General features: G+C 71.2%; 14 protein-coding genes. 6 read left to right on the forward strand and 8 right to left on the reverse strand.

Going from position 1 to position 14,484, the window contains the following annotated elements; translation table 11 throughout:
• Window positions 1-2: 2 nt before the first annotated feature.
• From QTI51_RS34405 to QTI51_RS34425, 5 genes are all read right to left on the reverse strand, one after another.
• Entirely contained in the window at window positions 3-680 is a 678-nt protein-coding gene (locus QTI51_RS34405) for an OmpA family protein (protein ID WP_116910193.1), read from the reverse strand.
• Window positions 680-3,382, reverse strand: coding sequence for a DUF802 domain-containing protein (locus QTI51_RS34410; RefSeq protein ID WP_116910192.1), 2,703 nt, complete (start codon window positions 3,380-3,382; stop codon window positions 680-682). Before QTI51_RS34410 ends, QTI51_RS34405 begins: the two co-directional genes overlap by 1 nt.
• The gene (locus tag QTI51_RS34415; RefSeq protein WP_116910191.1) at window positions 3,379-4,218 is read right to left on the reverse strand and encodes a DUF3348 domain-containing protein; all 840 of its coding nucleotides are present in this window, start codon (window positions 4,216-4,218) and stop codon (window positions 3,379-3,381) included. The genes QTI51_RS34410 and QTI51_RS34415 overlap by 4 nt, the downstream gene beginning before the upstream one ends.
• 125 nt (window positions 4,219-4,343) lie before the next feature.
• Complete coding sequence (locus QTI51_RS34420) at window positions 4,344-5,213, reverse strand: ABC transporter permease (RefSeq protein ID WP_116910190.1); 870 nt, start codon at window positions 5,211-5,213, stop codon at window positions 4,344-4,346.
• A gap of 3 nt (window positions 5,214-5,216) precedes the next feature.
• Entirely contained in the window at window positions 5,217-6,263 is a 1,047-nt protein-coding gene (locus QTI51_RS34425; protein ID WP_503011572.1) for an ATP-binding cassette domain-containing protein, read from the reverse strand.
• A 103-nt stretch (window positions 6,264-6,366) separates the two neighbouring features.
• On the opposite strand from QTI51_RS34425, the gene QTI51_RS34430 reads away from it, so the two are divergent.
• Genes QTI51_RS34430 through QTI51_RS34440 form a run of 3 tightly spaced genes read left to right on the forward strand, consistent with a single transcriptional unit; the run spans window position 6,367 to window position 8,644 of the window.
• Window positions 6,367-7,236, forward strand: a complete 870-nt coding sequence (locus QTI51_RS34430; protein WP_116910189.1) for a hypothetical protein — start codon at window positions 6,367-6,369, stop codon at window positions 7,234-7,236.
• 23 nt (window positions 7,237-7,259) lie between these two features.
• Window positions 7,260-7,925, forward strand: coding sequence for a hypothetical protein (locus QTI51_RS34435; RefSeq protein WP_286517517.1), 666 nt, complete (start codon window positions 7,260-7,262; stop codon window positions 7,923-7,925).
• On the forward strand, window positions 7,922-8,644 hold the full coding sequence (locus QTI51_RS34440; RefSeq protein ID WP_207786713.1) for a hypothetical protein: 723 nt from the start codon (window positions 7,922-7,924) through the stop codon (window positions 8,642-8,644). The genes QTI51_RS34435 and QTI51_RS34440 overlap by 4 nt, the downstream gene beginning before the upstream one ends.
• Here QTI51_RS34440 and QTI51_RS34445 read toward each other — a convergent pair.
• Window positions 8,641-9,531: a LysR family transcriptional regulator gene (locus QTI51_RS34445; protein WP_116910187.1), complete on the reverse strand. Its 891-nt coding sequence runs from the start codon at window positions 9,529-9,531 to the stop codon at window positions 8,641-8,643. The two genes, QTI51_RS34440 and QTI51_RS34445, sit on opposite strands and share 4 nt — an antisense overlap.
• Window positions 9,532-9,659: 128 nt before the next feature.
• Here QTI51_RS34445 and QTI51_RS34450 point away from each other — a divergent pair, with 128 nt between their 5' ends.
• The gene (locus QTI51_RS34450; protein WP_116910186.1) at window positions 9,660-10,352 is read left to right on the forward strand and encodes a glutathione S-transferase family protein; all 693 of its coding nucleotides are present in this window, start codon (window positions 9,660-9,662) and stop codon (window positions 10,350-10,352) included.
• Entirely contained in the window at window positions 10,349-11,338 is a 990-nt protein-coding gene (locus tag QTI51_RS34455; RefSeq protein ID WP_116910185.1) for a pyridoxamine 5'-phosphate oxidase family protein, read from the forward strand. The genes QTI51_RS34450 and QTI51_RS34455 overlap by 4 nt, the downstream gene beginning before the upstream one ends.
• Here QTI51_RS34455 and QTI51_RS34460 read toward each other — a convergent pair.
• On the reverse strand, window positions 11,296-12,483 hold the full coding sequence (locus QTI51_RS34460; RefSeq protein WP_116910184.1) for a cytochrome P450: 1,188 nt from the start codon (window positions 12,481-12,483) through the stop codon (window positions 11,296-11,298). The two genes, QTI51_RS34455 and QTI51_RS34460, sit on opposite strands and share 43 nt — an antisense overlap.
• Window positions 12,484-12,565: 82 nt before the next feature.
• Between QTI51_RS34460 and QTI51_RS34465 the strand changes: the two genes are divergently transcribed.
• Window positions 12,566-13,294 carry an ArsR/SmtB family transcription factor gene (locus tag QTI51_RS34465; RefSeq protein WP_286517523.1) on the forward strand — a complete coding sequence of 243 codons (729 nt, stop codon included), beginning with the start codon at window positions 12,566-12,568 and terminating at the stop codon, window positions 13,292-13,294.
• A 43-nt stretch (window positions 13,295-13,337) separates the two neighbouring features.
• On the opposite strand, the gene QTI51_RS34470 is transcribed toward QTI51_RS34465, so the two are convergent.
• The gene (locus QTI51_RS34470) at window positions 13,338-14,348 is read right to left on the reverse strand and encodes a Bug family tripartite tricarboxylate transporter substrate binding protein (RefSeq protein ID WP_207786712.1); all 1,011 of its coding nucleotides are present in this window, start codon (window positions 14,346-14,348) and stop codon (window positions 13,338-13,340) included.
• Window positions 14,349-14,484: the final 136 nt, after the last annotated feature.

Here is a 14,484-nt window from a genome sequence, read left to right on the forward strand (position 1 = left end):
GGCTACTCGCGGGCTTTCGTGCCCATCCCCATGCCCGACCGCGAGGGCCGCGGCGTGGGCGCCATTTCCACGCGCCGGTTCTTCGAGCGGCCGTCGGCGTCGGCATTCGACGCCACGGCCTGTTCCGCGCCGAAGGCCGCCGCGAAGATCGACGACGAGGGCACGCCCGACTCGATGAGCGCGCGCGTCACCGTGAGCGCGCGCTGCGCCGACAGCTCCCAGTTGTCCGCGAACTGGCGCGCGTTGTCGCGCATCTGCCGGTCGTCGGTGAAGCCGCTCACCATCAGGATCTCGTCGCGCGAGCGCAGGTACGCCGACAGCGGGCCGGCCAGGCTCTTGAGCAACTGCCGCCCTTCGGGCTGCAGGTCGGCCGAGTTGAAGGCGAACAGCACGTTGCCGCTGATGCCGATGCGCCCGTTGGTCAGCGTGACGCGGCCCGCCGCCAGCGGGCCCGCCAGCGCCTCTTCGAGCGTCTGGCGGCGCTTGGCCTCGGCCTCGCGCTGCTGCACCTCCGACTCGAGCTTGGTCGCCAGCTCCAGCTGCATGCCCAGCGCGCACACCAGGATGAGCACGAAGGCGCCCAGCAGGCCCGACATCAGGTCGCCGAACACCGCCCATACGGGCACGCCCGGCTCGGTGCCGCCGTCCCCACCGTCCGCACCGTCGAGTTGGTCGTGCATCACGCCTCGCTGCCCACGGCCGCCTGCCGGTCGGCAACGCGCTGCAGGTCTTCCACGATCTGCTTCTGCGACATGATGCTCAGGTCGATCACCTCGCGCGCCTGCGCCACGTAGTACTCCAGCTGCTCGTCGCTGCGCGAAATCGACTTGCCCAGCGCGCCTTCGATGCGCTGCAGCTGCGCGGCCATCTTGTCGTTCGATTCACTGAACAGCTGCACCGCCAGGCCGAAGGCCTCGCCCATGCTGGCCACTTCCACGGCGCCGCCCGCGATCTGCGCGGCCACGCCCGACATGCGGTTCGTTTCCTCGTCGATCTTCTCGGTGAAGCGGCTGCCCACGCGCTCGAGCACGTCGGCCGACGCGGCCACCAGCGAATCGACCGCGGCGCGCTGCTCCGTGGAGGCGTGGTTCACCGCGTCGAGCAGGGTGGACAGCGTCTCGAGGATGCGGCTGCGCTCCTCGAGCATCGCGTTGTCGCGCGCCATGCTGTCGGAGAGCTTCTGGCGCAGCTCGGCCACCACCTCGGCCGCGACGCGGGGCGCGTCGGAGGCGGCCTGCAGCAGCTGCGCGATCTCGGCCGTGGTGCTCCTGGCGTGCGCGTCGTTCTGCGCGGACATTTCGCGCGCGGTCTGCGCCATGGTCTCCAGCAGTTGCTGCTGCTGCGCCAGCGTGTTCGCGCCGGCCTGCCGCCATTCGTGCTGCAGCGTATCGGCCACCGACGCGAGCGACTGCGTCCAGGCGGACAGTCGCTGCTCGTCGCGCGCCACCAGCCCGGTCTGCAGCTCGGCGTGCGCCTGGCCCACGGTGCCAAGCAGCGAGGCGGAATGCGCCTCGAAGGTGGCGGCGGCGGCGGTGAGCGCCTGCTGCGTGTCGGCCGACAGCTTCTCGCTCGCCTGCTGGTGCTGCGCCAGGGCGCTGCCCCAGGTGGTCGACACGGTGCCGACGGCGCTTTCGAGCCGCGCCGCCACGCTGTCGACCAGCGCACCCGAGCGCTCGCCGAAGGTCTGCGCGAGCTGGTCGTGCGCGCCGCGCACATCGGCGGACAGCGCCTCGGTCGTGCGCTGGTGTTCGGCCAGGGTGGCCTGCCAGCTGTCCATGCTGTCGGCGAGCTTCTCGCGCACCGACACCATCACTTCGCCCGCGACGCGTGGCGCCTCGGCGGCGGCCTGCAGCAGCTGCGCGATTTCCGCGGTGGTGCTCTTCGCATGCGCTTCGGTCTGGGCCGACATTTCGCGCGCGGTCTGCGCCATGGTCTCCAGCAGGTGCTGCTGCTGCGCCAGCGTGTTCGCACCGGCCTGTTGCCATTCGTGGCGCAGCGCATCGGCCATCGACGCCAGCGATTGGCTCCACGCGCCCAGGCGCTGTTCGTCGCGCGAAGCGAGCGCGCCCTGCAGCTCGGTGTGCGCCTGGCCGACGGTGCCCAGCAGCGAGGCGGAATGCTGCTCGAAGGTGGCGGCCGCGGCGGTGAGGGCCTGCTGCGTGTCGGCGGACAGCTTCTCGCTGGCGCGCTGGTGCTGCGCCAGCGCGCTGCCCCAGGTGTCCGACACGGTGGCCACGGTGCCTTCGAGCCGCGCGGCCACGCTGCCCACCAGTTCGGCCGAGCGCTCGCCGAAGGCCTGGGCCAGGCGGTCGTGCGCGCCGCGCACGTCGCTGGACAAAGCCTCGGTGGTGCGCTGGTGCTCGGCGAGCGCCAGCTTCCAGGTGTCGGCCACGCGGCCGGTGGTGGCCTCGAAGCGGTTCGAAAGACCGTCGAGCTGCTGCTGCACCGTTTGCGCGAGCGTGTCGTGCAGCGAGGCCGTTTCGCGCGCGATGCCGGCCATGGTGGCCTCGACCACGGGCTGGATCGCCGCGCTCGCGATCCGCGCGCTCTCGGTCAGGCTGTGCTGCAGCGACTTGTCGACGGACGCGGCCAGCCCGACGTAGGCGGCCTCGGTGCGGTGGTGGAAGTTGTCCTGCCCCGCGGCAAGGCGCTCGTTCAGCGCCAGGCTCTGGCGCTCCATGGCGGCCATCACGGCCTGCAGCTGGCCCACCAGTTCGGGCATGGCCTCGGCCTGGCGCTGCAGCAGCTTGAAGGACTCTTCGCGCTGGTGCACCTGCGAGTACGGGCGCAGGGTGGTCGCTATCTTGCTGTCGAGCAATTGCCCGGCCTGCATGCGCTCGCGCCGGCTCAACGCCGAGGCAAAGCCCAGCATCGCCGATGCGGCCACGCCCGCCACCGAGGTGCCGAAGGCCAGGCCCAGGCCCTTCACCGGCGCGGAAAGCGAGGCGCGAATGGATTGCAGGTCGGTCGAGCTTTCCAGCGCGATGCCCGTGCCCTTCAGCGTGACGACCATGCCCAGGAAGGTGCCCAGCATGCCCAGCAGCACCAGGAAGCCGGCGAGGTACGGCGTCAGCGCCGGGCCGGGCAGGCCCACGCGCTCTCCCTCGATGCGCAGGCGCACCGCGTTCTGCAGCGAGGGGTGCAGCTGGGCCAGCCATGCGCCCAGGCTGGCCGGCGGCGCGTTCAGCTCGGCCACGGCCTTGCTCAAGGTGGAGGTGGCCTGGTGGAAGCGGTGCAGCTCCAGCGCCCCCATCACGTAGAACGCACCGACCAGCAAAGTGACGCCGAGCGCCAGCGGGTTCGAGCCGATGTAGCCCGCGCCGGCCCAGGCCACCACGGCCAGGCCCGCGGCCATGACCGCGTGATGAAGGATTCTGTTCATTGGGGAATGTCTTTGTGTTCTGCGCGAAGGGCTTCGAGCAGCCCGTCCACAGGTTGGAATCGGAGTTCGAGTTCCGCCAGCAGCACGTCGCGTGCGTCCTGGTGGAAGGCGTCGAGCCAGCCCTCGGGGGCGGCCTGGCGCAGGCGCTTGAAATGCTTTTCGAGCAGGGTGGGCACGCTGCCCAGCAGGCTGCGCTCCTGCGCGCCCAGCACCTGCTCCATGACCACGTCGACCGCCGCGAGCCGCGCCATGGCGGGCGACTTGCCCGCCAGCCGGGCGCGCAGCCGGCCGCGCAACGGGCCGACGGCCGCGTCCATCGCCTGCTGGCGCGCGAGGTAGCGCTGCCGGTAGGGGGCGAAGTCGGTCAGCGGGAGCGGTGCGGTCGGCGCGGCCTGGGGGTCGATGGCGATGTCCTTCGGGCCTTCGGGGCCGGGCGTGAGGGCGATGGCGGCCTTCGGCGTGTTGGGCGTGTTGAGCGCCTTGGGCGTGTTGGACGCTTTGGGCGTTTTGGATGAGGCCGTCGAAGCGGCCGCAGGCGCCTGCACGAACGTGCTGTCCTGCACGATGGCGCTCGTGAGCGCCGCGCGCACACGGTTACATTCGTTCGCTTCCGCGTCGGCGCCCTTGCCCATGCTCGCGCGCGCACCGGACGGCGAGGCCGCCGGGGTGCCGTTCAATGCGGCGGAAAGTGAGATGGCATCGGTCCAGCCGAACCATTGGCTCAGCCGGTCCGCGGTGACTTGCCGGGGCTCGCGAACATCGACCTGCGAGAGCCGTGAAAGCAAGCGAACGAGCGCCGAGCCGTTGAATCCTGTGCGCCCTGAAACTTGCGCCATACAGCCAGTTACCGCCAGTCCGAAAAACTCGGCAGTCTACACCGAAGACCCTCTGTGGCCGGCCCCGTTACAGCCTCTGACGCGCGGGTGGAACAGCCTCTCGGCCTGCTGCAGATGGCGGCTGTTCAGCCCCTGAACCGCCTGCGCGTGAGCGCCAGCGCCAGCCAGAACGCCGCCACCGCGTACACCGCCAGCACCGCCGCGTGCAGCCACCAGTCGGCGGGCCACTGGTCCATGAACAGCGGGCGCACCAGCGCCACCGCGTTGGTCAGCGGCAGCCAGGCGGCCACCGCCTTCACGGCCGCGGGCAGCTGTTCGAGCGGAAAGAACACGCCGCTCAGGAACATCATCGGCGTCATGAACAGCGTGAAGTAGTAGGTGAAGAAGTCGTAGCCCTTGGCCAGCGCGTTGAAGATCAGCGCGATCGACGAGAAGGTGATGCCCGCGCCGATCAGCACCAGCCACGCGACGACGAGCTTCGGGCTGTGGCTGATGCCCAGCCCGAGCATCACGAACAGGATGGCGGTCACCGTGAAGATCGACTTGAACGCCGCCCACAGCATCTCGGCCAGCACGATGTCGTCCAGCCCCACCGGCGCGTTCATGATGCCGTCCCAGGTCTTTTGCACGTGCATGCGCGAGAAGGCCGAGTACAGCGCCTCGAAGCTGGCCGCGTTCATCGCGCTCATGCAGATCGAGCCGCTGGCCAGGAACAGGATGTAGGGCACCTTCACCCCGTCGACCGCCACCTGCCCCACCAGCGCGCCCATGCCGTAGCCGAAGGCCACCAGCCAGATCAGCGGCTCGGCGATGTTGCCGATGAGGCTCGGAATGGCCAGCTTGCGCCACACCAGCAGGTTGCGCAGGAACACGGGCCACCAGCGCATCGAGAGTTCGGGCGCGCGCCACACCGAAGGCGTGGGCGCGATGGCGGACGGGTTCGCTGTTTCGGTGGATGTCGTGGTGGTCGTATTGGTCGAGGTCGTCGTGTTCATGGTCTAGCCGTCCTCGCGAATCTGGCGACCCGTGAGTTTCAGGAAAAGGTCTTCCAGGTTCGCCGGCCGGTGGAAGGTGCGCAGCCCGCCGTGCCGGGTGAGCGCGTCGAGCAGCCGGCGCGCGTCCTGCGTGTAGAAGAACACCGTCTCGCCGCTTACCTCCACGCGCGCCGCCATTGCCTTCAGCTCGGCCGATTCGGCCAGCGCCAGCGCGCCGTTGCCGTACACCTCGACCACGTCGGGCTCCAGGTGCTCGGCGATCAGGTCGCGCGGCTTGCCTTCGGCGATCTTGCGGCCGTGGTCGAGCACCAGCAGCCGCGAGCACAGGCGCTCGGCCTCGTCCATGAAGTGCGTGGTCAGCAAGATCGACTTGCCCTGCTGCAGCAGCACCTGCAGCCGCTCCCACATCAGGTGGCGCGCCTGCGGGTCGAGCCCGGTGGTGGGCTCGTCGAGCAGCAGCAGCTTGGGGTCGTTGACCAGCGCGCGCGCCAGCGACAGCCGCCGGCGCATGCCGCCCGAGAGCTCGCCGGGCTTGGCGTCGGCCTTGTGCGAGAGCGCCGCGAACTCCAGCAGCTGCGGCACGCGCGCGCGCACCTGCGCCTTGCCGAAACCGAAGTAGCGGCCGTACACCACCAGGTTCTCGGCGCAGCTGAAGTCGGGGTCCAGCGTGTCGAACTGCGTGACCACGCCCAGCTGCGCCTTGATGGCCAGCGCGTCGCGCGGCATCTGCAGGCCCAGCGCCTCGATGGTGCCGCCGTCGGGCGCGGTCAGCCCCAGGCACATGCGGATGGTGGTGGTCTTGCCCGCGCCGTTCGGGCCGATCACGCCCAGGCATTCGCCGGGCGCGATCTCGAACGACAGGTCGTCGACCACGGTGGTGTCGCCGTAGCGCTTGCGCAGCTGGCTCGCGCGAAAGAGCGGGGACGGTGGAAGGGACGACGAAGGCGAAGACGCAGGTGAAGACGAAGGTGAAGACGCGGGGGGTGGGGTGGGGAGGGAGGAGGGCGGCACGCGGCCATTCTGACGCAGCCGCGCAACAGCGCGTCCCATCGCTTCAATCGATGGACAAGCGGCGCAACTTGGGTGCAGCCGGCGGCGTCACAATCGATAACAGTTTTTGCCAATCTGCATTTGGCGGGGGGAGGCCCAAGGAATGCTGCGTTTTCGGCTCGCGTGGTTCGCATGGTTCGCGCCGCTTGCGTTGTTGTCGCTGGGCGCCTGCGCCCCCTTTTCACCGATTCACAAACCCCTGGCCTCGGCCGACCGCGGCAAGGTGCAGGAGGTCGACGTGCGCGTGGTCGTCGCGCAGGAGAGCTTCATGTTCTCCGCGCAGCCGCCCGGCATGAGCGCGGCCCTGGGCGGCGGCCTGGTCGGCGCGCTGATCGATTCGTCGGTGCAGCAGTCGCGCCAGAAGGCCATGAGCGCCGAGGTGCAGGCCATCGTCGGTCCGCTGCTCGACTACGACTACCGCGTCGAAGCCGCCAAGGCCCTGGACATCGCGCTGGCCGAGCCGACCACGTTTCCGCTGAAGGTCCGCTCCTCGCAGCTGCTCGCGGCCATGCCGCTGAAGGCCGAGCAGGACGCGCGCATCGCCGCCACCCGCGGCGGCCCGGCCTACCTGCAGCTGCTGATGCAGTACGCGCTGGAGCCCGGCCTGGGCGCCTTCACCACGCGCACCTCGGCCCTGCTGTGGCAGGACGGGCGCAGCGAGCCGAGCTACCGCGCGTCGGTCATCTTCCAGACGCCCATCGGCGGCACCGCGCGCTCGGCCGTCATTCGGCGGCTCACGGCCAACGACGCCCAGGTGCTGCGCGGCGTGATGCGCGAGTCGCTCGCGCAGACGCTGCATGCGCTGGCCATGGACATCGCGGGCGCCCGCTCCGCCGGCGTGAAGACCGCGCGCTTCAACGTCAACGGCTCGTGGGTCACGCTGGCCGGCAACAGCTTCGACGAGCAGCCGGGGCGCGTGCTGTTCCGCGACCAGGACGGCGCCCTGTACTCGGTGCGGAGCGCGGCGCCGTGAGGGGGCGGCCTTCGACCGCCTTGGTGCCGTGCCTGCTCGGCGTGCTGCTGAGCACGCTACCGGGCGTCTCGCGCGCCGTGACCGAGAGCGAGCCGCTGCCCATGGTCTTCGAGACCGCGCCCGAGGCCTCGGCGCGGGCCGAGCAGCCCGAGTCCGCGGCCAATGCACCCGTGCGGCTGGTGCGCGGCTGCACGCTGTACCTGCCCCGCATCGAGGACGCGCGCAGCAACAAGGCCAACGTCGGCAACCTCACCGTGATGCTGCCGACCGTGCATGCCACGCCCCGCTCGGTGCAGTCGCTGCGCAGCGGCGACGCCACCGCGTGGACGCGCGGCGCGCTGCTGTCGACCCGCCGCTACGGCTTTCAGCCGGTGGCCGCGCCCCCGCCCGGCAACCCGGCGCCCAGGCAGGTCACGGCGGAGGTCGCGCTGCGCCTCGCGCACGCCTGGTCGGTCGACCTGAACCTGGTGTCGCACGTGGTGCTCAAGGTGGGCTACCGCCTGCCCGGCGGCGAGACCGTGGTGCGGCAGTACCACGGCATGGGCACGCGCACCAACTTCGCCAGCGGCAACGGGGAGTTCATGACGGTGCTGAACCTGGGCCTCGAAGAGGCGGTGCGCGGCATGGCGCTGGACGCCGCCGCGCTGTGCGACGGCAAGCCGTTGCCCGAAGCGGCGGTGCCGCAATGAAGGGCATGCTGGAGCTGCAGCTGACCTGCGGCGCGCTGCACGATTCGCAGATTCCGCTGTTCGTCGCCACCTGCGAGCAGGTCGGCCTGCGGCCGTTGCTGATCGACCACCACCATCCGCAGCCACATCCGCATCCAGACTCGCATGGCCACCCGCCCGGTGGGCCGCCGCCGCAGCGCCAGCCCTCGGCCACTGCCTGGCTGCGCGCCGACCTGGAAGAGGCCCGCGCCGAAGCGATGGCGCTCGCGCAATGGCTGGCGCATGCGGGCGTGGCCGTACTCGACGTGAAGGTCGATGCGCCGGTGCAGGACCTGGAGCGCTTCGGCCCCAGCGGAACCCATGGCGAGCACGGCCATCACGGCTACGGCGGCTACCAGGGCCGGTATTTCGAGTGGCGCGGCAAGCTGCGCCAGCCGAACGACATGGCCGCCCTGCAGGCCCTGTGCAAGCAGCACGGCGCGCAGCTGTCGCGCGACAACTTGCGCGACACCTGCTTCGTCACGCTGCGCAGCCGCGAGCCGCAGGCCGGCTTCGATGCCCGCGTCGAGGCGCTCGCGCAGCAGCTGGCGCACGGCGGCTGGCCGCTGCTGAAGCAGCATTCGGAGGTGTGCCTGCACGACAGCCGCGAGCTGCCGAACATCGACTGGCTCGCGCCCTACCTGCTGCCGCCAGACGACCCGGCGGACCCGAAAGACCCGGCCGCGCCGGCCGAACGCTAGAGCCTGAGCCCGCTGAACTCCGCCTTCATCCACTCGATGAACGCGCGGGTGCGCGCCGGCAGCAGCCGCGCGTTCGGGTAGATCACGTTCACCGGCCGCGGCTGCGGCTCGAAGTCTTCCAGCACCAGCGCCAGCCGGCCCTGCGCCACATGCGGCAGCACCTGGTAGGAGAAGAAGGTGCCGAAGCCCATGCCCGCCGCGCAGGCCTCGATGGCCGGCGCGATGTGGTTGAACTCCAGCCGGGCGTCCGGCGTCACGCCGATCGACTTGCCGCCCTCGCGGAACAGCCACTGCGAGGGCGCGTCGACGCGCCCGCGCACGCAGGGCGCGCCTTCGAGCTCGCGCGGGTGGCGCGGCATGCCGTGCTGCGCGAGAAAGGCGGGGCTCGCGGCCACCACGCGGCGGATGGTGCCCAGCGTCTGCGCCACCAACGACGAGTCTTCCAGCGGGCTGATGCGGATGGCCACGTCCACGCCTTCTTCCAGCAGGTTCACCGCGCGGTCGTGCAGCCGCACGCTGCAGCGCACCTTCTGGTGGCGCTGCATGAAGCGCACGATGGCCGGCGCCACGTACATGTGGCCGAACAGCACCGGCGCCGCGATGGTGAGCTGCCCCGCCGGCTCGCGCGCCTCGGCCTTCAGCGCCAGGTCGGCGGCGTCGGCCGCGTGCAGCACGTCGCGCGCGCTCGGCAGGTAGTGGCGGCCTTCCTCGGTGAGCGACAGGCGGCGCGTGGTGCGGTGGAACAGCCGCACGCCCAGGTGCGCCTCCAGCGCGGCCAGCGATCGCACCACCACGGGCAACGACGTGCCGAGCGCCGCGGCGGCGCGGGTCAGGTTGCCCTGGTCGGCAATCTGCACGAAGGTCTGCATGGCTTTGAAACGGTCCATGGCCGCGATTAAACCGGAAAACGCAGCAGTCAAATACAGCAATGGCTATTCATTCATTCGGCGCAAGAGAGAACAATCGAGGCTTGCGAACCTAAACGCCTGCAACCTCCACGCCAGAAAGCCGCCGCATGAACGCCGATGTCACCCGCCCCCTGGAGCAGACCCCTCAGCCCATCAAGCTCCACGGCTTCGCGCTGTCGGGCCACGTGCACCGCGTGAGCCTGTTCCTGGCCATGCTGGGCCTGCCCTTCGAACACATCGAGCTCGACCTGGGCGGCGGCGAAAACCGCACGCCCGCGTTCCTCGCGCTCAACCCTTTCGGCCAGGTGCCGGTGATCGAAGACGGCGAGCTGGTGCTGGCCGATTCCAACGCCATCCTGATGTACCTGAACGAGCGCTACGCGAGCGACCCCGCGCGCTGGATGCCGCGCGACGCGGTGGGCGCGGCGCGCGTGCAGCGCTGGTTCTCGGTGGCGGCCGGCCCGCTGGCCAACGGCCCCGCGGCGGCCCGCATCCTGGCGCTGTTCGGCAAGGGCGGTGACGCCACCGAGATCGCCACGCGCGCGCATGCCTTGCTCTCGGTGATGGAGCAGCACCTGCAGTCGCAGCCCTTCCTCGCGGGCGAGCACGCCACGCTGGCCGACATCGCGAACTACGCGTACGTGGCGCATGCGCCCGAGGGCGGCGTGTCGCTGGAGGCCTATGCGCAGGTGCGGGGCTGGCTCGAACGGGTGGAGGCCTTGCCGGGCTTCGTGCCCATGGCTGGCACACCAGCGCGCACGCCGGCTGGTACACCGGCGCGGCCGGAGGCGGTCGCATGATCGCCGCGCCCTTCCATGCAGGCGAGCGCGCGCTGCAGACCCTCGCGGGTTCGCGCGAGCAGATGGAGGAATTCGGCTCGCGCATCATCCGCGACCGCATGCCCGAGCAGCACCGCGCATTCTTCGCGCAGCTGCCGTTCCTGGTGGTGGGCAGCCTCGACGCCGAACTGCAGCCCTGGGCCAGCGCGCTGGCCGCGCCGGCCGGCTTCATGCAGTCGCCCGACGCCGCGCACCTGCATGTCGGCGCCTTGCCCGCGGCGGGCGATCCGCTGGCGGGCCAGCTGAAGCAGGGCGCGCTGCTGGGCCTGCTCGGCATCGAGCCGCACACGCGGCGGCGCAACCGCATGAACGGCACGGTCGAGTCGCTCGATGCAGGCGGGTTCATGGTCGCGGTGCAGCAGAGCTTCGGCAATTGCCCGCGCTACATCCAGGCGCGCGAGCCGGTGCCGGCCCCGGCGCGTGGCGGCGAGCCGCCGGTGCAGTGGCTCGACAAGCTCGACCTGGCCGCGCACCGCCTCATCGGCAGCGCCGACACGCTGTTCATCGCCACCGCGTACCCGAACGAAGTGGCGCAAGGCGACGAGGCCGACGCGAGTTCGCACGGCGTCGACGTGTCGCACCGCGGCGGCCGCCCTGGCTTCGTGCGCATCGACGGCGACGACACGCTCACCGTGCCCGACTTCAACGGCAACCGCTTCTTCAACACGCTGGGCAACCTGGCGGTGCACCCGCGCGCGGGGCTGCTCTTCATCGACTTCGACAGCGGTGACCTGCTGCACCTGGCGGTCACGGCCGAGATCGTGTGGAACGGCCCCGAGGTCGAGGCCTTCGAGGGCGCGGAGCGGCTGATGCGCTTTCATGTGACGCACGCGCTGCGCCGCCCCGCAGCCCTGCCGCTGCGCTGGGGCGATGCCGCGCTGTCGCCGCACCTTGCGGGTACCGGTCAGTGGAACACCGGAATGCGCGCGTTGGCCGACGGCCGGTAGCCCCAGCCGCGCTGGCGCTGCGCTTCGAGGTCGGGCGCGCGTTGCAGCAAGGCTTCGAGCCCGGCCGCCGCCAGCGTGCAGGCGAGTGCCTGGCCGGGGCAGGCGTGCATGCCGTGGCCGAAGCCGAGCATGCGCCGCTGCGCGCGCACGATCACGAAGCGGTCGGGCGTTGGGTTGAAGCCGGGGTCGCGGTTGGCCGAGGCGAGCAGCACCAGCACCGCATCGCCCGCGGCCAGCGTGGTGCCGGCGATGGCGACGGGCTCCACCACGAAGCGCCGCGTGTTCTGCACCGAAGGGTCGTGCCGTGCGGTTTCTTCGACGATGGCCTGCAGCCCGTCGCGCGTGCGGGTCTCGGCACGCAGCGCGGGCTCGCGCATCAGCGCGACGAGGCTGTTGCCGAGCAGGCCCGCCGTGGCGTCGCAGGTCTGCGACAGCAGCCCGACGAGGTTCGCGAGCAGCGCGCGCGACGGCGCCGCGCTTTCTGCCGGCACACCGGCCAGCACACCCTCGAGCAACGAGCCGCGGCGTGGTGGCGCACCGGCAACCAGCGCCTCGAAACGCGTCATCAGTTCGCCCGCCGCGGCGCTGGCCCCTTGCAACTGCGCCGCCGTGGACAGCGGCGACAGGCAGGCGACAAAGTCGCGCATCCACCGGTCGACCTGCGGCAACGCATCGTCGGCAAAGCCCAGCAGGTGCGCCACGGCGCGCACTGGCATCGAGAACAGCGTGTCCGACAACGGCTGCTCGCGCGGCACGCGCTGCGCCACCCGCAGCGCCGCTTCGCGCACCGCGTTCAGGTCGAGCCCTACCAGTCCGCGCTGCAACGCGGGCCGGTGCGCCGCATGCGCTGCGCCGTCGTTCATGCGCACCAGGTGGCCGAACACCTCGCCGGCCGCGCTGCCCACGATGGCGCGCGGCACCGGCTCGGCGGCCGGCCGCACGCGCAGCGGGCCGTGCGCCTGCAGCACCTGCGCGACGACCTCGGCCCGGCTCGCGACCCACACGCGCAGGGCGTCGTGCCAGGCGAGCGGCGGGCCTTCGCGCAGGGCGGCGTAGTACGGGTAGGGGTCGGCATGCGTGGCGGCGGCGACCGGGTCGATCGTGGTGTCGGGTGCATCGGATGCATCGGGGGTGGCTTGTTTCATGGCCGCAGTGTGCGATCGGCGCCGCCGCCACACTTCGCCCGCGAGCGAAGTGTCGGATGCAGCGCCGTTTTACGATGCGCGCATGGACACCTCCACGTCACCCGATTCTTCCGCCGATTTCCAGCTCGCCCGCCTGGCCGGCGCCATCGCCGAGCCGGCGCGCGCCCGCATGCTGGGCTGCCTGATGGACGGCCACGCGCGCACGGCCACCGAACTCGCCACCGTGGCCGAGGTGGCCGCGTCCACCGCGAGCGCGCACCTGGCGCGGCTGAAGGACGAGCGGCTGGTCGAGCTGCTCGTGCAGGGCAAGCACCGCTACTTTCGCCTGGCCAGCGACGAGGTGGCGGCCGCGCTCGAAAGCCTGATGGTGCTGGCCGGCGCGCCACGAGCACCGAGCGGGCAGAGTGCACCTTCCACGGCCAGCTTCGTGCCCAGCACGCCCAGCCGCCTGCGCAGCGCGCGCACCTGCTACGACCACATGGCGGGCACCGCCGGCGTGGCGCTGCACGACCGGCTGCACGCGCAGGGCTGGCTCAGCGGCCTGCACAGCGGCTCCTACGAGCTCACGCCCGACGGCGCCATCGCGCTGGAAAGCCTGGGTGTCGAGGTCGATGCGGTGCGGCGGTCACGCCGCCGCTTCGCCTGCGCCTGCCTCGACTGGAGCGAGCGGCGCCCGCACCTGGGCGGCGCGCTGGGGGCGGCGTGGCTGCAGCTGTCGCTGCGCCGCGGCTGGGTGCGCCAGGAGCTCGACGGGCGGGCGCTGGTGCTCACGCCGAAGGCGCAGCGCGAAATGCCCGAGCTGTTCGCCTGAAGCAAAACGAGCGCGGGGTGCAGCAGGAGCGCCGCAGGAGAACTCAGGCCTTCAGCTTGAGCAGGTAGATCAGCGGGCCGGCCATGGCGGTGTCGAGTTCGAGGAAGCTCTCGAAGTCCTTGCCCGCCATCCAGTACGGGTCCCAGTTGTTGCGCTTGATGGTCTTGGCCCACAGCTCGTGGGTGGTGGCCTTGCGCACGGCGTCGAGCAGCACGGCCTTGCGGTACGGCGGCACCTTCTTGCCCGTCATCACGCCGCGCCAGTTGGCCAGGTCGGCGTCCACGCCCTGTTCGCGCACCGAGGTGATGCCCTGGAACGGATGCTTCGACGACACGCCGATGGCGCGCAGCTTGCCGCTGGCCAGGCTCTCGCTGAATTCGCTGTAGCCCGAGATGCCGGCCACCGCCTTGCCCGAGTCCAGCGCCGCCACCACCTCCGCGCCGCCCGGGTGCGGCAGGTAGGACAGGGTGGACGACGCGCCCGCCACGCGCGCCAGCATGCCGGCGTACATGTGGTCCACGCCACCGGCCGAGCCGCCCGCGATGACGGTGTTGGCGGCATCGGCGCGCAGCTGCGCGATCAGGTCCTTGGGTGTCTTGATGGGGGAATCGGCCTTCACCGCCACCACCTCGTAGTCGCTGGTGAGCCGCGCGATCGGCGACACGCTGGCCATGGTCACCGCGGGCTTCTGCAGCGCCACCGCGCCCACCATGACCATGCCGCTGATGAGCAGGGTCTCGGGGTCGGCGTCGTATTTTTCCGCGTACTTGGCCAGGCCGATGGTGCCGCCCTTGCCGCCGATGTTCTCGTACACCACGCCGCCCACGGCGCCCGAGGCCACCAGCGCGGCGCCGAGCGCGCGGCCGGTCTGGTCCCAGCCACCGCCTTCGTTGGCGGGAATCACGATGCGCAGCCTGCTGCTCTGCGGCGCATCCGCCGCGCGCGCCGCCCCGGGCCACAACGCGGCTTGCCCTGCGCCTGCTGCTGCGGCAGAAGCCGCGATCCATGCCGAGAAGCTGCGGCGCGAGAGAGGAACGGAAGGCGACTGGGGCATCTTGTTTCCGGTTTTCTGTGGGGAAACCGGATGATGTCCGCGAAACGGTGCATTCATGCACGCCCGCGGGCAGGGACAAACCCTGATGGACGCGGGGGTTTTGGGGCGCGGCCCGCCTGTGCGCAAGGCGCCGCGC

This window comes from Variovorax sp. J22G73, assembly GCF_030317035.1.
In the GTDB taxonomy this organism is placed as follows: domain Bacteria; phylum Pseudomonadota; class Gammaproteobacteria; order Burkholderiales; family Burkholderiaceae_C; genus Variovorax.